15 protein-coding genes are annotated in these 16,572 nt (G+C 70.0%); 5 read left to right on the plus strand and 10 right to left on the minus strand.

The genetic code is table 11. The features are described 5' to 3' along the window. Positions 1 to 5: 5 nt before the first annotated feature. Entirely contained in the window at positions 6 to 554 is a 549-nt protein-coding gene (locus tag AB3M90_RS12020) for a DUF7010 family protein (protein ID WP_412952233.1), read from the plus strand. 99 nt (positions 555 to 653) lie between these two features. On the opposite strand, the gene AB3M90_RS12025 is transcribed toward AB3M90_RS12020, so the two are convergent. Both AB3M90_RS12025 and AB3M90_RS12030 read right to left on the minus strand, forming a co-directional pair. Next, a complete protein-coding gene (locus AB3M90_RS12025) occupies positions 654 to 1,010 on the minus strand; it encodes a TraR/DksA family transcriptional regulator (protein WP_412952235.1) in 357 nt (118 codons plus the stop codon). A 229-nt stretch (positions 1,011 to 1,239) separates the two neighbouring features. After that, on the minus strand, positions 1,240 to 3,843 hold the full coding sequence (locus AB3M90_RS12030; protein ID WP_412952236.1) for an MMPL family transporter: 2,604 nt from the start codon (positions 3,841 to 3,843) through the stop codon (positions 1,240 to 1,242). 69 nt (positions 3,844 to 3,912) lie between these two features. Between AB3M90_RS12030 and AB3M90_RS12035 the strand changes: the two genes are divergently transcribed. After that, positions 3,913 to 4,485, plus strand: coding sequence for a TetR/AcrR family transcriptional regulator (locus AB3M90_RS12035; RefSeq protein WP_412952237.1), 573 nt, complete (start codon positions 3,913 to 3,915; stop codon positions 4,483 to 4,485). Positions 4,486 to 4,754: 269 nt separating this feature from the next. On the opposite strand, the gene AB3M90_RS12040 is transcribed toward AB3M90_RS12035, so the two are convergent. From AB3M90_RS12040 to AB3M90_RS12065, 6 genes are all read right to left on the minus strand, one after another. Beyond that, complete coding sequence (locus AB3M90_RS12040) at positions 4,755 to 4,901, minus strand: hypothetical protein (protein WP_412952239.1); 147 nt, start codon at positions 4,899 to 4,901, stop codon at positions 4,755 to 4,757. A gap of 55 nt (positions 4,902 to 4,956) precedes the next feature. Further along, positions 4,957 to 7,329, minus strand: coding sequence for a phosphoribosylformylglycinamidine synthase subunit PurL (gene purL / locus AB3M90_RS12045; RefSeq protein WP_412952240.1), 2,373 nt, complete (start codon positions 7,327 to 7,329; stop codon positions 4,957 to 4,959). A gap of 130 nt (positions 7,330 to 7,459) precedes the next feature. Beyond that, positions 7,460 to 8,866, minus strand: a complete 1,407-nt coding sequence (locus AB3M90_RS12050) for an FAD-dependent oxidoreductase (RefSeq protein WP_412952242.1) — start codon at positions 8,864 to 8,866, stop codon at positions 7,460 to 7,462. A gap of 7 nt (positions 8,867 to 8,873) precedes the next feature. After that, positions 8,874 to 9,716, minus strand: a complete 843-nt coding sequence (locus AB3M90_RS12055) for an ABC transporter permease (protein ID WP_412952243.1) — start codon at positions 9,714 to 9,716, stop codon at positions 8,874 to 8,876. Then, positions 9,713 to 10,528 carry an ABC transporter ATP-binding protein gene (locus tag AB3M90_RS12060; protein ID WP_412952244.1) on the minus strand — a complete coding sequence of 272 codons (816 nt, stop codon included), beginning with the start codon at positions 10,526 to 10,528 and terminating at the stop codon, positions 9,713 to 9,715. Before AB3M90_RS12060 ends, AB3M90_RS12055 begins: the two co-directional genes overlap by 4 nt. A 63-nt stretch (positions 10,529 to 10,591) precedes the next feature. Next, positions 10,592 to 11,983: a M20/M25/M40 family metallo-hydrolase gene (locus AB3M90_RS12065; RefSeq protein WP_412952246.1), complete on the minus strand. Its 1,392-nt coding sequence runs from the start codon at positions 11,981 to 11,983 to the stop codon at positions 10,592 to 10,594. A 136-nt stretch (positions 11,984 to 12,119) separates the two neighbouring features. Here AB3M90_RS12065 and AB3M90_RS12070 point away from each other — a divergent pair, with 136 nt between their 5' ends. The 3 genes from AB3M90_RS12070 (at position 12,120) to AB3M90_RS12080 (ending at position 14,888) form a co-directional block, all read left to right on the plus strand. Beyond that, positions 12,120 to 12,902, plus strand: coding sequence for an IclR family transcriptional regulator (locus tag AB3M90_RS12070; RefSeq protein WP_412952248.1), 783 nt, complete (start codon positions 12,120 to 12,122; stop codon positions 12,900 to 12,902). A 194-nt stretch (positions 12,903 to 13,096) separates the two neighbouring features. Then, complete coding sequence (locus tag AB3M90_RS12075) at positions 13,097 to 14,221, plus strand: ABC transporter substrate-binding protein (protein WP_412952250.1); 1,125 nt, start codon at positions 13,097 to 13,099, stop codon at positions 14,219 to 14,221. Between the two features lie 58 nt (positions 14,222 to 14,279). Next, the gene (locus tag AB3M90_RS12080) at positions 14,280 to 14,888 is read left to right on the plus strand and encodes a flavin reductase family protein (protein ID WP_412952251.1); all 609 of its coding nucleotides are present in this window, start codon (positions 14,280 to 14,282) and stop codon (positions 14,886 to 14,888) included. A gap of 20 nt (positions 14,889 to 14,908) precedes the next feature. Here the strand turns inward: AB3M90_RS12080 and AB3M90_RS12085 are convergent, their stop codons facing one another. Then, the gene (locus tag AB3M90_RS12085) at positions 14,909 to 15,703 is read right to left on the minus strand and encodes an alpha/beta fold hydrolase (protein ID WP_412952253.1); all 795 of its coding nucleotides are present in this window, start codon (positions 15,701 to 15,703) and stop codon (positions 14,909 to 14,911) included. Then, the gene (locus tag AB3M90_RS12090; protein ID WP_412952254.1) at positions 15,700 to 16,572 is read right to left on the minus strand and encodes an amidohydrolase family protein; all 873 of its coding nucleotides are present in this window, start codon (positions 16,570 to 16,572) and stop codon (positions 15,700 to 15,702) included. The genes AB3M90_RS12085 and AB3M90_RS12090 overlap by 4 nt, the downstream gene beginning before the upstream one ends.

The raw sequence follows: 16,572 nt of genomic DNA on the forward strand, positions 1-16,572 counted from the left end.
TCGGCATGATCATCGGCGACTTCCCGCGCGACCTCCTGATGACCGGTGCCATCTTCGGCGTCGCATCCTTCGTCTGGGCGGGCTGGGCGCAGGAACGACCGCCGAAGGGCGTGGTGTGGCGCATCGTGCTCGCCGTGCTCAGCGTCGGCGGTGCGGCGCTCGCCGGAGTGAGCCTGCCGCGCGCCATCCGCGAGTGGTCGTCGCCGACGGCGATCGCGACAGGCGGTCCGGCGCTGATCTGGTACATCGTGATCTTCTGGGTCGAGGTGATCGCCATCGTGGCGCTGGCGATCTGGGCGACGAAGCGCCGGCGGAAAGACCTCATCCCCCCGCTCGTGCTGGCTGTCGTCGGCATCCATTTCGTACCCCTGGCGTGGGTCTTCGCGCAGCCGATCTATGCGGTCGCCGGTGTGCTGGTCACCGCGGCCGCCGTGATCGCCGCACTCGTGGAGGACGAGACGGCGGCCCGGAGCTTCTGGTGCGGCATCCTCGCGGCGCCCGTCCTGCTCGCCGTCGGCACCCTGTGCTCGGTGGCGGGTTTCTCGGCCCTGTGAGTGCCGCCGCGAACGCCACGCGGTGCATCCCGATCTCGTCGGGCAGTGTCGCCTCGGATGCCACTCCGCGCGAGGCGCGTCGGGCCGGTCGCCCGCGGCTCAGCCGCCGAGCCTCTCGGCGCACCCGACGCAGTGCACGGCGAACGGACGAACCTCGAGCCGCGCGGTCGGGATGGGCTTGCCGCAGTTCGCGCACACGCCGTAGGTGCCGGCGTCCATGCGGGCGAGCGCGTCGTCGATCTGCTGGAGTTCGGATGCCGCGGCCTCGGCGAGCCCGGTCAGTCGCGACCACTCCGACGACAGGGTCACCCCTTCGGGGTCGTGCTCGTCGTCGTCGTTCGAGCCCGCACGGTCGCGGGTGAGCTCGGCGAGCACACCCGAGGTCGCCTCGACCCGCTTCCGCGCCTGTGCCCGCATCGCCGTCAGCAGCGCCCGCAGACCGCCGTCATCGTCCATGACGTCACCCTACGGGCGGGCGAGGCGCTTCGACAGGCTCAGCGACCCGGGCGGGCGGGGCGCTTCGACAGGCTCAGCGACCCACGCGGGCGAGCGCTTCGACAGGCTCAGCGACCCACGCGGGTGGGGCGCTTCGACAGGCTCAGCGACCCACGCGGGGTGGGCGCTTCGACAGGCTCAGCGACCCACGCGGGTGGGCGCTTCGACAGGCTCAGCGACCCACACGGGCTCAACCGCGCTCGCGGGCCTTCCGCTCGGCGCGGGTCCGTGGGGGCCTCCGCTCGGCACGGGTCGCCGGCGTCGCGTCATCTCCGCCGGCATCCCCGGTGGGCACGGCCACGGCCTGCATGCCGGGGTGGTCGCGCTCGAGCGCGGCGCCCTCCATGTCGACGTTCGGGATGATGCGGTCGAGCCACCGCGGCAGCCACCACGCCGAGCGCCCGAGCAGGTGCATGAGCGCCGGCATGAGCAGCATCCGCACGACGAACGCGTCGAGCAGCACGCCGAACGCGAGGCCGAACCCGATGGAGCGGATGATGGTCGACTCCGAGAAGATGAACCCGCCGAACACCGACACCATGATGAGCGCGGCGGCGATGACGACCGAGCGGCCGGCGCGGAATCCCTGCGCGACGGCATCCCGTGCGCTGGCTCCGTGCACGAACGCCTCGCGCATGCCCGACGCGAGGAACAGCTGGTAGTCCATCGCGAGGCCGAACAGGATGCCGACGAGGATCACCGGCAGGAAGCTGAGGATCGGGCCCGTGCTGTGGAGCCCGATGAGGTCGGCGCCCCATCCGAACTGGAACACCGCGACGATGAGCCCGTAGGTCGCGAAGAGCGACAGCACGAATCCTCCCGTGGCGATGAGCGGCACGAGCAGCGAGCGGAACACCACGATCATGATCAGCAGCGAGAGCCCGACCACCACGGTGAGGTAGAGCGGCAGCACGCCCGCCAGCGCCTCGGAGATGTCGATGTTGATCGCGGCCTGCCCGGCCACGCCGAGTTCGATCCCGTCGCCGATCTCGGGCAGCGAGCGGAGATCCTGCACGAGCTTCTCGGTGGAGGCGCTGTTCGGTCCCTCCTCCGGGAGCACCTGGAAGGCGAGCAGCGTGTTGTCGTCGGATGCCGCGATCGGCGCGACCGCGGCGACGTCGTCCTGTTCGGCGATGGTCTCGGCGACGGCGACCTGGGTGGCCAGGAGGTCGTCGTCGGAGATCGCGTCGGGCAGGGTGGCGGTGACCAGCAGCGGTCCGTTGGCGCCCTCGCCGAACTGCTCGTCGACCGCCTGGTAGGCGCGGTAGCTGGTCGAGTCGCTCGGTTCGCTGGAACCGTCGGGCAGCCCGAGCCGCATCGACATCGACGGGATGGCGATGATCAGCAGGGCGACCACGCTGACGACGGCGGTCACCACCGCGCGAAGGGTCGACATGCGCTTCACGGGCTTGCCCGCCGCATGCTCCTGCCCGATGGTGGCGCGCACCGTGCGGCGCAGAAGTCGGGTGCCGACGAGGCCGAGGATGGCGGGTGCCAGCGTGACGGCGACGAGCACGGCGACGGCGACGCACACGGCACCGACCGTTCCCATGAGACCGAGGAACGGCACGCCCGTGACGTTGAGGGCGAGCAGGGCGACGATCACGGTCGACCCCGCGAAGACGACGGCGGTGCCCGACGTGCCGGTGGCGAGTCCGATCGATTCCCGCACCGGAACGCCGGCGAGCAGCTGCTTGCGGTGACGGTTGACGATGAAGAGCGAGTAGTCGATGCCCACGGCGAGACCGAGCATGACGCCGAGCACCGGCGTGACGGAGGCCATGTCGACGACGCCCGAGAAGGCGAGGGATGCCGTGACGCCGACGCCGACGCCCACGACGGCCGTGACGATGGGGAGCGCCGCCGCGACGAGCGAGCCCAGCATGACGATCAGGACGATCGCCGCGAAGGCGAGCCCGACGGCTTCGCCGATGCCGAAGATCTCGGGAACGCCCTGGGCGATGTCGGTGCCGAAGTCGACCTCGAGCCCGTCGATCGGCTCGGACTCGAAGTGCTCGATCGCCGCGTGCTTGACCTCTTCCGACAGCTCCAGGCGCGGGTCGACGAAAGAGATGTTGACGATCGCGGTCGACTCGTCGTCGGACACCACGCCGATGCCGCCGGCCAGGTCGAGCAGGCGAGACCCGAGATCGACCTGTTCGGCGTTGGCCTCGAGCTCGGCGCGCGACGACTCGATCGTCGCCTGCTGCGCCTCGAGCTCGGCCAGCTGCGCGTTCAGCGCGGCCTGCTGCGCGTCGAGGGCGGCGAGCTGCTCGACGGGGGCGCCCGCCGACTCGGCCTGCGCGCGTGCCGCGGCGAGCTGGTCGAGCCCTGCCTGCAGCTGGGTGCGGCCCTGGTCGAGCTGCGCCTGTCCGGCATCCAGCTGGCTGCGGCCGTCGGTGATCTGCGCCTCGCCGTCGGCGAGCTGCTGCGCCTGATCGGCCTGCTGCTGCTGGGCGTCGAACGGGTCGACGACGGACGCCACGCCGTCGAGGTCTTCGGCGCTCGCGGCCAGCTCGGAGATGGCCTTCTTCTGCTCGTCGGTGAAGGGCGAGCCGTCGGTCGTGCGGTAGACGACGGTGCCGGTGCCGCCGGCGGTGTCGGGCAGCTTCTCGGCGAGCTCGTCGGTGACGGCGCCCGACGCCGTTCCGGGGATGTCGAAGCTGTTGCTCAACGTGCCGCCGAGGGTGAGGAAGGCGCCGACGCCGATTCCGAGGATCACGATCCACGACACGATCACCGCCCACGCCCTGCGAGCGGCGAACGAACCCAGACGGTACAACAGCGAAGCCACGTCATCTCCCTCAGTCGAGGTTGAGCATACGGTACGTCTCGTCTAAAGAACTGTGGTTATCCTGAGCGGGTGGTGAACGAGCATCGGAGCGGCCCCGTCCGCAGCGCTGCCGCGCGGGAGGCGATCCTCGACGCCACCGCGCGCCTCTTCCACAACCAGGGATACGACCGCCTCACGATCGAAGGCATCGCCAAGGAAGCGGGCGTCGGCAAGCAGACCATCTACCGGTGGTGGCCCTCGCGGGGCGCGCTCATCGGCGACTGCCTGGCCGACGGGCGGCTCATCCCCGTCGACTTCGTCGTCTCCGACACCGGCGACCTCGCCGCCGACGTCGAAGCCTGGCTGCGATCGGTGCTCTCCATCCTCGAGGCACCGCACGGCGGTGCGCTGCTGCGGTCGCTCGTCGCCGCGGCGACCGAAGACGTCGGGGTCGGCGCCCACCTCGGAGACAGTCTGGGCGTGGAACGGCATCTCAACGATCGCCTGCGCGCCGGCATCCGAGACGGGCAGCTGCCCGCCGACGCGCCGATCGAACAGATCGGCCGGGCGATCCTGGGCGCGATCATCGTGGAGACGCTCGGCCACGGGGCGCCCGACGCGTCGTCGATGGTCGGACTCATCCGCTACCTCTTCGATGGGTAGTTCTGCCCCTGGTACGCGCCGGAGAGCCGAACTACAGTCGACCCGGCGACGCTGGGGAGGGTCGCTCCATCCCACCCCCGGTCGTCGAGCCTGTAGCGCGCGCCCTTCATGCTGGGTGGAGGCCTGTCGTCCCGCCGCGCTCCCTCGACGGCCGGGGAATCCCGTGTGCATCCCACGCGTGAAGGTCGCAGAACAGCACGAACGCCGCAGAGATCCGGCCGATTGCTGCGACTTTCGCGTCGTTCTGCGACGTTCGTGCTCGCGCGCGGTCAGCCCAGGAGCAGCGTGAACACCGTGGCGCCGCCGCCGCCGAGGATGAGCGCGACGATCACGGTCCAGGCGACGATGCGCAGTCGGCGATTGCGCTTCTCGCCGAGGTCGCCGTAGTCGTCGTCGGGCCTGCTCAGTTCACTCATCCGTTCCCTTTCGTGAAGACCCGCACTGAGCGAGCGCAGCGAGTCGAAGTGCCGCTCAACGACCGGGGGTCGCGGGCTCGGTCACGGTCGGGCCGAAGTACGAGGGGAGCGTGGCCTGCGAGCGCTCGCGCAGCTCGGCGGCCGACACCGTGAAGACGCCTTGCACCTCGAGCTGCGGCTCGCTGTCGGTCACGCCGATGCGCAGCACCGGATAGCCGCGACCCTCGCACAGCCCGCGGAACTTCACGTCGTCCTCGCGGGGAACCGTCACGATCACGCGACCGGTCGACTCGGAGAACAGAGCGGATGCCGCGTCGACGCCGTCCCGTTCGATGATCTCGTTCAGCCAGACGCGGGCGCCGACGCCGAAGCGCATGACGCCCTCGGCGAGCGCCTGCGCGAGCCCGCCCTCGGACAGGTCGTGCGCCGACGAGATCAGCCACTCGTCGCGGGCCGCGGCGAGCAGACCGGCGAGGCGCTTCTCGCCCGCGAGGTCGACCTTCGGGGGGCGTCCGCCCAGGTGCTGGTGCACGACCTCGGCCCACGCCGAGCCCGAGAGCTCGGTCTGCGTGGTGCCGAGCAGGTAGATATTCTGCCCCTCGTCCTGCCACCCCGACGGGATGCGGCGCGAGACGTCGTCGATGATGCCGAGCACGCCGACGAGCGGGGTCGGGTGGATCGGCACGTCGCCCGTCTGGTTGTAGAACGAGACGTTACCGCCGGTGACCGGAGTGCCGAGCTCGTAGCATCCGTCGGCGAGACCGTCGACCGTCTGCCCGAACTGCCACATGACCTCGGGGTTCTCGGGCGAGCCGAAGTTCAGGCAGTCGGTGATCGCGGTGGGGACGGCGCCGGTGACGGCGACGTTGCGGTAGGCCTCGGCGAGCGCGAGCTGCGCGCCCGCGTACGGGTCGAGCTGGCAGTAGCGGCCGTTCGCGTCGGTCGCGATCGAGAAGCCGAGGCCCGACTCCTCGTCGACGCGGATCATGCCGGCGTCGTCGGGGAACGCGAGGGCCGTGTTGCCGAGCACGTAGTAGTCGTACTGGTTCGTGATCCAGCGGGTGTCGGCGAGGTTCGGGCTCGCGACGAGATTCAGGAACTGCTCGCGCAGCTCGGCCGGGTCGTTCGAGCGGGGCAGGTTCTCGGCGGCATCCGCCTGCAGCGCGTCGATCCACGTCGGGTAGGCGACCGGGCGATCGTAGACCGGGCCGTCGACGGCGACGGTCGAGGGGTCGACGTCGACGATGCGCTCGCCCTGCCAGTCGATGATGAGGCGTCCGTCGCCGGTGACCTCGCCGAGCACGGAGGTCTCGACCTCCCACTTGTTCACGACGGCCATGAACGCGTCGAGCTTCTCGGGCGCGACGATCGCCATCATGCGCTCCTGCGACTCCGACATGAGGATCTCTTCGGCGGTGAGCGACGGGTCGCGCAGCAGCACGTTGTCGAGCGAGACGTGCATGCCGCTGTTGCCGTTGGCCGCGAGCTCGGAGGTCGCGCACGAGATGCCGGCCGCGCCGAGGTCTTGGATGGCCTCGACGAGCTCGCCGCGGTACAGCTCGAGGCAGCACTCGATGAGCACCTTCTCGGCGAACGGGTCGCCGACCTGCACCGCGGGGCGCTTCTTCGGTTTGGCGGCGCCGGCGCCGTCCTGGGTTGCTGAGCCTGTCGAAGCATCGAAGGTGTCGGAGGCGAGGATGCTGGCGCCGCCGATGCCGTCGCCGCCGGTGCGGGCGCCGAAGAGCACGACCTTGTTGCCGACGCCGGTCGCGTTGGCGAGCTTGAGGTCCTCGTGGCGGAGCACGCCGACTGCGAGCGCGTTGACCAGCGGGTTGGCTTGGTAGACCGAGTCGAAGACGGTCTCGCCGCCGATGTTCGGCAGGCCGAGGCAGTTGCCGTAGAAGCTGATGCCGCTGGTCACGCCGTGCACGACGCGGGCGGTGTCGGGGTGGTCGATCGCACCGAAGCGCAGGGCGTCCATGACCGCGACGGGGCGGGCGCCCATCGAGATGATGTCGCGGACGATGCCGCCGACGCCGGTCGCCGCACCCTGGAACGGCTCGATGAACGACGGGTGGTTGTGGCTCTCGGCCTTGAACGTGACGGCCCAGCCCTCACCGACGTCGATGACGCCGGCGTTCTGGCCCATGCCGACCATGAGGCGTTCCTTCATCTCGTCGGAGACCTTCTGGCCGAAGCGGCGCAGGTAGTTCTTCGACGACTTGTACGAGCAGTGCTCCGACCACATGACGGAGTACATCGCCAGCTCGCCCGAGGTGGGGCGGCGGCCGAGGATCTCCTTGATGCGTGTGTACTCGTCGTCCTTGAGGCCGAGGGCGCCGTACGGCTGCTCCTTCTCGGGCGTCGCGATCGCGTTCTCGACCGAGTCAGGGACGTGCTTGTGGACAGGTGCAGGGGCGGTGGTCACGCGCACTCCAAAGGAAGGGGCCGGCGGGGCGCCTTCAGTCTACCGGCGCGCCCGGGCTGGCTCTCCCGTGCCGGCACCCGCCCGCGCCCGAGCCGGTGCGAGCGTGCATGGGGCGCGCGGCGTGAGCGGGTCAGGAGGCGGGCGCGAGCTCGCGGCCCAGCGCCATGCCGAAGGCGAGGGCCGGCGTGGCCAGCATCCCGCCGCAGAAGGCCTGGCCCTGGAGCATCCCGGATCCGAGGCTCTCGCCCATGGCGTACAGACCCTCGATGGGCTCTCCGTCGCCGTCGAGCACGCGCAGCTGCTCGTCGACCGCGATGCCGGCCGCGCTCGTGACCGAGGTGGCGTGCACGGTGATCGCGTGATACGCGGCCTGCGCGATCGGCCGCGGGCGCACGATGCGGCCGAGGGGGTCTTCGCCGTCGAGATTCTCGTTGTACGCGGCGATCGTGTCGCGCAGGGAGTCGGCCGGGACGTCGATCTTCGCGGCCAGCTCGTCGATCGTCGCCGCGGAGTGGAACATCGGATGCTGCCCGCACCGGGCCCGGATGTCGTCGGCGGTCCAGCCCGGGATGAGCGGCGGGGCGTCGCGCAGGATCGCCTCGTCGAACACGATGTGCCGGATCTGCTCGGGCTGCGCCAGCAGGGCGCTCTCGCGGGCGTCGACGCTCGGCTCGTCTTCGGCGACGAACCGCTCTCCCCGGCGATTCACCGTGATCTCCCACGGGTCGCGCACCTCGGGGCGGTGCTCGGGCCGGCACAGCGTCGCCGAGGGGTAGTCGTATCCGTCGAGGACGGCGCCGAACGAGCTCCAGAAGTTCTCGGCGCCGCGCAGCCGTCCGCCCACCGCCTGCACCATGAGGTGCCCGTCGCCCTGCGACCGGCGATACGCGTCGTCGGCGTAGAGCGTGCGTCCCGAGATGCGCTCGAAGAGCTCGGGGTTCGCGTTGTAGCCGCCGCTGGCGATGATCGTGTGCGCGGCCGTCAGCTCGCTCTCGCCGTCGGCGTGCGAGACGCGGACTCCGACCACGCGCGACCCCTCCCGCAGCAGCGCGGTCACCCGATGCCCGGGCCGGAAGTCGACCCGGCCGGCATCGACGAGCGGACGCAGCTGCGCGTCGAGCACCGCGAGGATCGACCGCGCCCAGTCGGTGCCGACGTAATAGCGGCGCTCGGTGTAGGGCTCGTGGTTGAAGCCGTAGAGGGGGCACTCGGGCGCGAGCGCGAAGCCGCGCTCCATCAGCCAGTCGACGGCTCCCGGCATCAGCTGCACGGCTTTGCCGGCGAGGACCGGGTCGATGGTGCCCTTCGAGATGCGCATCAGGTCGTCGAGGTGCGCGGCCGGGGTGTCGTCGATTCCGTGCGCCCGCTGGATCGCCGTTCCGGCACCGCTCAACCAGCCGGATGCGACGTGCAGGGTGCCGCCCCACTCCGGCGCCGCATCGAGCAGTGCGACCCGTGCTCCCGCCTCGCCGGCCGCGATGGCGGCGGCCATGCCCGACGTGCCCGCGCCGACGATGATGAGGTCGTGCTGCGTCATCGCGGTGTCAGTGCCCGCTCGGTGCCGCCCAGAACGCGAACTTGCGCTTGAGCAGGCGGATGATCGTGTGGCCGATGATGCCGAGCAGCGACAGCACGATCAGCATCGCGAACATGCTCGCGACGTTGAAGTCGTAGTTGTACTGCAGCATCTGGTAGCCGAGGCCGGCCTTGGCGCCGACGAACTCGCCGACCACCGCGCCGATCACCGCGAAGATGATGCCGAGGTCGAGGCCGGCGAAGATGAACGGCGCCGCGTTCGGCAGGCGGAGCTTGAGGAAGATCTGGTACTTCGACGCGCCGAGCGAGCGCATCATCTCGAGCTTGTCCTGGTCGACCGATCGCAGACCCTCGATCACGTTGATGAGGATGGGGAAGAAGGAGATGAACGCCGTCATCACGATCTTCGACAGCAGCCCGAAGCCGAACCAGATGAGGAACAGCGGGGCGAGGGCGATCTTGGGGATCGTCTCGAACGCGACGACGTAGGGGAGGATCGCCTTCTCGATGATCCTCACCTGGGAGATCAGGATGCCGAGCGCGAAGGCGATGATCACGGCGATGAGGTAGCCGATCCCGATCTCCTGCAGCGTCACGCCGAGGTTCTCCCAGAAGGTGTTGGTCTGCACGTGGCCGATGAGCGCCCGCACGATCGCGCTGGGCGGCGGGAGGATGTAGGCGGGCACCTTGAGGAGGGCGGTCAGGCCCTCCCACAGCGCGACGCCGACGATGAAGATCAGCGGGACGAGGACGTACTCGGGCTTCTCCTTGAGTCGTCCTCTCAGGCTGGCGCCGCGAGACGGCTCAGCGGAGAGTTCCGGCACGGCCAGCGTGCGAGTCGAGGTGGTCAATCGATCGCTCCTTCGGCGTTGAAATACGTGCGGATGCGGCTGGTGTAGACGCCGGCTTCGGGGGAGTTCATCATCTGCAGTGCGCGCGGACGCGGGAGGTCGTCGTCGAGGATCTCCTCGATCTTGCCCGGGCGCGGCGACATGACGACGACGCGGTCGGAGAGGAACACGGCCTCCGGGATCGAGTGGGTGACGAAGACGATCGTCTTGCCCGACTCCTTCCAGATCTTCAGCAGCTCGACGTTCATGTACTCGCGCGTCATGGCGTCGAGTGCTCCGAAGGGCTCGTCCATCAGGAGCACCTCCGGGTCGCTCACCAGGGCGCGGCAGATGCCGGCCCGCTGCTGCATCCCGCCGCTCAGCTCCGACGGATACTTCTTCTCGAACCCGTCGAGGCCGACCATCTCGAGCAGGTCCATCGCGCGCTTGCGGTAGACGCTGCGGTCGAGCCGCTGCACCTCGACCGGCAGCATGACGTTCTCGAGGATGGTGCGCCACGGCAACAGGGTGGGCGCCTGGAAGACGAGTCCCGTCTCGCGCATGGGGCCCTTGACCGTCTTGCCGGCGATCGAGACCGATCCGGAGGAGTGCGGGATGAGGCCGGCGAGGATCTTGAGCAGCGTGGTCTTGCCGCATCCGGACGGGCCGACGAGGCTGACGAACTCGCCGCGCTGCACCGTGAGCGACACCTCGGTCAGCGCCTGGACCTTCTCGCCGGTGCGGGTGGTGTAGACCTTGGTGGCATCGTCGACGACGATCCAGCGGCTGGGATCGACCTCGCTCGCCGCGTTCTTCGTGGCAGTCTGCGCCATGCTGATTTCCCTTCGGCTGAGCGACCATTCCGTTCAGAGGAACGGCGTTCCTGTATTGCGAGACTAGACGGTGCTCCCGGAGGCGTCAATAGACGAACCGGTCGAGCCGAGCGCTCCCATGATCTCGATGACGTGGTGCACCGCGTGACGGTAGTCCTCCAGGCGCACGTGCTGATTGGGGTCGGATGCACCCCACGCCCGCCCCACGCCGATGCCCACGATCGGCGGACCGGCGAGGGCGGCCTGGTTGCCCACGAGCGGCGTGAGCGGCTCGATGGCGGGACGGATGCCGAAGGCCCGCTCACCCGCGGCGGCGACGAGCTCGACGAAGGGATCGCGATGATCGGTCGCATGCGGTTCGGTGGTTCCCATCACCTCGATCTCGACGTCGTCGAAGCCCTGCGCCGCGAGATGCGCGCGCAGGGCGTCGAGCACGGCTTCCGACGACTGACCGGGGACGAGCCGGAACTCGAGGGTGGCGGATGCCGCGGCGGGCAGCCGCAGCGTCACGGAGTCGACCGGGCTGCCCGACTCGATGCCGGTGATCGTGAGCGTCGGCTTCAGCCGCAGCGATCGCGGGGCGTCGTCGCCGAACGCCGTCGGGTCGAGCCCCATCATCTCGCCCAGGCGCTCGGCGTCGAACTCGGCCTCGTCGATGAGGCCGAGCGTCTCGTCGTCGACGCCGCGCACGTCGTCGGCGAATCCCGGCAGCGGCACCCGTCCCTGCGCGTCCTGCAGCGACGCCAGGCAGTGCGCCAGGCGCAGTGCGGCGTGGGGGAGCACGCTCGAGTTCTGCGAGCTGCCGTCGCGGCGCAGCCTGCGCACGGTGAGCCGCACGTAGACCAGACCCTTCTCGCTGAGCTTCAGCAGCAGCCGTCCGCTGTCGTCGAACCAGGAGTTCTCCCACAGCGTCGCATCGGAGCGCAGCTCGTCGGCGTGCGCCGCCGCGAAGCTCGCGAGCCCGGGGCTGTGCAGGCTCTCCTTGCCCTCGTGCAGGAAGACCACGGTGGTCGGGAGCGGGAGGCCGGCATCCGCGAATGCCCGGGCGGCGTGCACCCGCGACAGCAGGGCGGCCTTGTCGTCGGCCACGCCGCGCGCGTAGAGCTTGCCGTCGTGGATCTCGGCGGCGAACGGCGGATGCTCGAGGTCGCGGTCGTCGCCGGCGGGCTCGATCTCGACGTCGTAGTGGTTGTAGTGCAGCAGTACGGGCGCGCCCTCGGCGGCCTCGATGCGGCCGAGCACGTAGGGGTGGCTGTCGGCCCACGGGATGCTGCGCGCCTCGGCCCCGTGCGCACGCAGGCTCTGCACCAGGAACTCGCTCGCCTCCTGCATCGCCTCGGGCTGCCAGCGGCGACTCGGGATGCGGCACAGGGCTCGGAGCTCTTCGATGTTGCGGTCGAACGCCGCGTCGGCGGCGTCGTGCACAGGTCGGAGGGCGGGCGTGTATGTCGTCATGAAGCGGACCTCTCGCGGGGAGTCGGCTAGTATTCGGAATACTGTTCCTGTATAGCGAACGCTAGCACGGAGCTCCCCGGTAGTATCCTGCTGGGCTAGCCGCCGGTACCCGGCGGAGCAAGAAGAGGGGGATCCGTTGCCGAAGGAAGCGAACGGCGTCGAGACGGTGAGCACCGGCGTCGACCGGGCACTGCAGATCATCTCCACGATGGCCTCTCACGGCGAGCCCGACATGGGCATCTCGCAGCTCGCCCGCGAGACGGGCATGTCCAAGGCGGTCGTGCATCGGATCGTGCGCACCCTCGTCGCCCGCGACTTCTTCTCGTACGACGACGGCAGTCAGCGCTACGGACTGGGCTCGGGCGCGCTCGTCGTCGGCCTCGCCGCGCTCGAGCGGATGAACGTGCCCGAGATCGCCGCGTCGTACCTGCAGCGGGTGGTGGAGGAGACCCACGAGACGGCGACGCTCTCGGCGCGCATCGGCCATCACCGCACCTACGTCAGGCAGCAGCTCTCCCCGCGCGAGATCCACATGTCGATCCGCATCGGGTCGCAGTTCCCGCTCTACCGCGGCGCATCGTCGCTCGCGATCCTCGGCGCACTCGACGACGACGAGGTGCACTCGATCCTCGACGAGGGCACCGCCGCCGAGCCGGCCATCGACACCGCCCGCGTGCTCGACCAGGTCGCCGAGGTGCGCGAGCGCGGCTACGCCTACTCGCGGGGCGAGCGCCAGCTCGGCGCGGCATCCGTCGCCTGTGCCATCCGTCTCGCCGACGGTTCGGTCTGGGGCTCGGCATCGGTCTGCGGACCCGCCGACCGGTTCACGCCGGAAGCGGTGGCCGATTACTCGGGTCGCATCCACAGCGCCGCCGCGTCGATCTCGCAGGACATCGGCTTCCGCGGCGACATCTACTGACGATCCGACCGGGCGACGCCTCGGTCTCTGCGCACCGCCTTTCTCCGGCGGTGATGCGGCGTGCGCCGACGCACGTTCTTTCGCGTGTTACAGGCAGGCAACATCTGGATGCGACTGTTGACACTGCCCCGGGGTCGACCTATCTTGAGTCGGGAACGTACCGTTCAGTGGAACACCGTACCCCTGGAGGAAACATGAAGTTCAGAACAGCACTAGGAGCCCTGGCAGCATCGGCGCTGCTCCTCACCGGGTGCGCGGCGGCGGAAGGCGGCGACAGCGGGGGCGGGGACTCCGGCGCCGGAGAAGAAGCCGAACTCGTCTACGTCGGCGCGGCGGCCGTGCCCGGTTCCACCCAGATCGGCATGTGGGCCGTGCCCGACGAGCTGGGCTTCTTCGAAGAAGAAGGACTCACCGTCACCCAGGAGCTCGCCGACGGCTCGACCGCCGCGATCCAGGTCGTCGCATCGGGTTCGGCCGACTACACCAACGCCGGCGTCGTCTCGATCATGGCCGCGGTCAACACCGGGGTGCCCGTGCAGGGATACGGCGCGATCGCCCAGAACTACCCCTGGGTGCTCGCGGTCGGAGCCGACTCCGACATCGAAGACCCCGAGGACTTCGCGGGCAAGACGGTCGGCATCATCTCCCTGGCATCCGAGTCGAACGCCTTCGCCCGCGCATGGATGTCGGAGAACGGGCTCGACCCCGACTCCGACGTGACCTTCGTGCCGGTCGGCGCGGGTGCTCCGGCGCTCGCCGCCCTCGACAACGGCGACATCGACGCGCTGGCGCTGTACACCGAGATGTACGCGGCGCTGGAGAACGGCGGGGCGGAGTTCCGGTACTTCGACAACCCCGCGCTGTTCGACGAGATGCCCTCGATCGCGCTCACCGCCAGCGCTGACGTCATCAACAGCGACAGCGACGTGCTCGCCCGTGCGGCCCGCGCCATCTACAAGGGCCTGCTGTTCTCGTACGCGAACCCCGAGGCCGCCGTCCGCATCGGCTACGAGTACTACCCCGAGAAGCTGCCCGAGTCCGGCGACCCCGAGGAGAACATCGAGAACGACACCCGCACGTTCTCGGCCTGGATCGCCAGTGTGATGCCCGAAGAGGGCGATCCCCTCGAGTGGGGCGACTTCGGCGTCATCGAGCCCGACGTGCTGCAGGGCGTGCAGGACTTCGCCATCGCCAGCGGCAACCTCGAGCAGGAGGTCGATCTGGAGAAGGTCTGGACCGACAAGTACGTCGCGCAGATGAACGACTTCGACCGTCAGGAAGTGCTGGACCTGGCCGAGTCCTGGGCGCCGGAGGACTGACCTCTCGAGAAGACCGGGCGCCCCGTCGACGACGAGGCACCCGGTCGTCGGTCATCCCATGCTGATCCCCTTCTCCTCGCTGAACGAGGTCGCCGCCTATCACCTGCTCACGCAGACCGTCGTGCCCCGGCCGATCGCCTGGGTGCTCAGTGCGGATGCCGGAACCGGGCGGCTGAACCTCGCACCGTTCTCGTTCTTCACGGCCATCGCCTCCGACCCGGCGCTCCTCGCGTTCAGCGTGGGCAACCGGCTCGGGGGGCGTGTGAAGGACACCGATGCGAACGCGATGATCGGCGCCCCGCTGGTCGTGCACATCCCGGGCCGCCGCCAGCACGCCGGTGTGCAGGCATCGGCGGCGCCGCTGCCGAATGACGAGAGCGAGCTCGACGACCCGTCGGTCGACGACGCCCTCGACGCGTCGTGGGAGTTCCCGCTGCCGCGTCTCGCGGAGAGCCCGGTCGCCTTCGGCTGCACCGTCACGCGGCGCGTCGAGCTCACCGACGAGCCGGGAGCCCAGATCCTCGTGATCGCGCGGGCGGAGCTCGCCTGGGTGAGCGACGAGGCGGTCGGGCAGGACCGCAAGGGTCGTCTGCGCATCGACCCGCAGACGGTCGACCCGCTGAGCCGGCTCGGCGCCGGACGCTTCGGGGCGACGATGCCCCTCTGAGCCGTCGCCCGCGGGCGGCGTCAGGCGTCGAGCGTCGCCGCGAAGGCGTGGAGCTCGTCCGCCAGGCGCTGGGGCGCGCGCACGCCGATCTGGCCCGGGAGGCCCGGCAGCTTCGCCAGCCGCGCCCCGATCATCTCCGCGCACCGGCGATCGGCGTCGGCGAGGGCGTCGTGCTCGGCGGTGAGGAACAGGACGGGGATGCCGAGGGCGACGAGGGCCGGCACCGGGTCGTAGCGGAAGGTCGCGTTGTAGCCCCAGTTGTAGTGCTCCAGCGCGCCGAGTGCGTCGAGCACCGCCCGGTTCTTCGCCGCGAGGGGCGGGGCGTCCCAGATGCGGGTGTAGCGGTCCCACATGTCGGCGAGGTGCGACCCGTCGGGGGAGACCGCCTTGTCGGGCGCCCAGTGGGCGAGCCGGTCGGCCCGGGTCTCGGGGTCGTAGGCGGGCAGACCGAGGAAGACCGCTCCCCGCGCCTGGCCCTCGGCCTGGCGGGCGACCTCGAGGGCGATCGAGGCCCCCGTGTGACAGCCCAGCACGATGAAGGGCTCGTCGCCCACCGTCTGTCGCACCGCGACGAGCAGGGCGGCCGCGTAGTCGGGCACCTCCCACGACCGCTCTCCCGGCGTCGACCCGCCGTAGCCCGGGGTGTCGGGCAGCATGACGCGGAAGTGCTGCGCCAGCGGCTCGATCGCGGGCTCGTAGACGCGCCACGACAACGGACTCTCGTGCAGCAGCACCACCCACGGGCCGCTGTCGCCCGCGGTGACGACGTGGATCTGCCCGTGCGCGACGTCGGCGTAGGCGCGTCGCGCGGTCATGCGTCGAGTCCGTACAGGCGGGCCGCGTTGCCGCCGAGCAGTGCGTCGAGCGATTCGGGCCGCAGGTCCATCGCCTCGAACTCCTCGATCGCGCGCTGCGGGCGGATCACCGGGAAGTCGGTGCCGAACAGCACCTTCTCGCGGCCGAACGTGTTGATGTAGTGGATGAGCTTCGGGTCGAGGTGCTTCGGCGCGTAGGCGTCGGTCCCGATGTAGACGTTCGGATGCTTGTAGGCCACCGCGATCATCTCCTCCGTCCACGGCCAGCCCACGTGGATGCCGACGAGCTTCGCCTCGGGCAGTTCGCACGCGATGGTGTCGAGGGTCATCGGTCGGCCGACGCTGGGCAGCGGCGCCTCGTCGGAGTAGCGCAGGCAGTGGCCGACCTGCATCTGCACCGGGATGTCGAGCTCGATCGCCTTGGCGTAGAAGGGGTAGTAGCGGCGGTGGTCGGGTGCGAGCTCGAACCAGTGCGGATAGATGTGCGCACCGATGAAGCCGTACTCCTTGACCAGCATCTCGAGCTCGCGGGTGCCGCGCACGCCCTCGGTCGGGTCGATCCCGGCGAGCCCCGAGAACCGGTCGGGGTACTTCTGCACCGCATCGATCACGGCGGCGGGATCGAGCCGCCAGCTCGTCGGCAATCCCACCCGTCCCATCTTCGGGGCGATCAGGAAGGCCCGATCCACGCCGGCCTCGTCCATCATGTCGATGTGCTGCTCGACCGAGAGCCCGCCGAGGGTGCCTTCGCCGGCTCCGATCTTGCCGCCGAGGAAGCTCGTCGACCATGACGGCCGCGACGAGACGACCTCGGGGGTGTACAGGTTGCAGACCGCGTCGATGCGCGGCGTCTTCCGGGTTTCGGACAT

The organism is Microbacterium martis (assembly GCF_047246685.1).
Classification (GTDB): domain Bacteria; phylum Actinomycetota; class Actinomycetes; order Actinomycetales; family Microbacteriaceae; genus Microbacterium.

What these genes read in the sequence shown, in the direction of transcription:
- AB3M90_RS12020 (WP_412952233.1), top strand. Translation starts at nt 6, where the DNA reads ATGATCATCGGCGACTTCCCGCGCGACCTCCTGATGACCGGTGCCATC.
- AB3M90_RS12025 (WP_412952235.1), bottom strand. Translation starts at nt 1,010, where the DNA reads ATGGACGATGACGGCGGTCTGCGGGCGCTGCTGACGGCGATGCGGGCA.
- AB3M90_RS12040 (WP_412952239.1), bottom strand. Translation starts at nt 4,901, where the DNA reads ATGAGTGAACTGAGCAGGCCCGACGACGACTACGGCGACCTCGGCGAG.
- AB3M90_RS12050 (WP_412952242.1), bottom strand. Translation starts at nt 8,866, where the DNA reads ATGACGCAGCACGACCTCATCATCGTCGGCGCGGGCACGTCGGGCATG.
- AB3M90_RS12060 (WP_412952244.1), bottom strand. Translation starts at nt 10,528, where the DNA reads ATGGCGCAGACTGCCACGAAGAACGCGGCGAGCGAGGTCGATCCCAGC.
- AB3M90_RS12065 (WP_412952246.1), bottom strand. Translation starts at nt 11,983, where the DNA reads ATGACGACATACACGCCCGCCCTCCGACCTGTGCACGACGCCGCCGAC.
- AB3M90_RS12075 (WP_412952250.1), top strand. Translation starts at nt 13,097, where the DNA reads ATGAAGTTCAGAACAGCACTAGGAGCCCTGGCAGCATCGGCGCTGCTC.
- AB3M90_RS12080 (WP_412952251.1), top strand. Translation starts at nt 14,280, where the DNA reads ATGCTGATCCCCTTCTCCTCGCTGAACGAGGTCGCCGCCTATCACCTG.
- AB3M90_RS12085 (WP_412952253.1), bottom strand. Translation starts at nt 15,703, where the DNA reads ATGACCGCGCGACGCGCCTACGCCGACGTCGCGCACGGGCAGATCCAC.
- AB3M90_RS12090 (WP_412952254.1), bottom strand. Translation starts at nt 16,572, where the DNA reads ATGTCCGAAACCCGGAAGACGCCGCGCATCGACGCGGTCTGCAACCTG.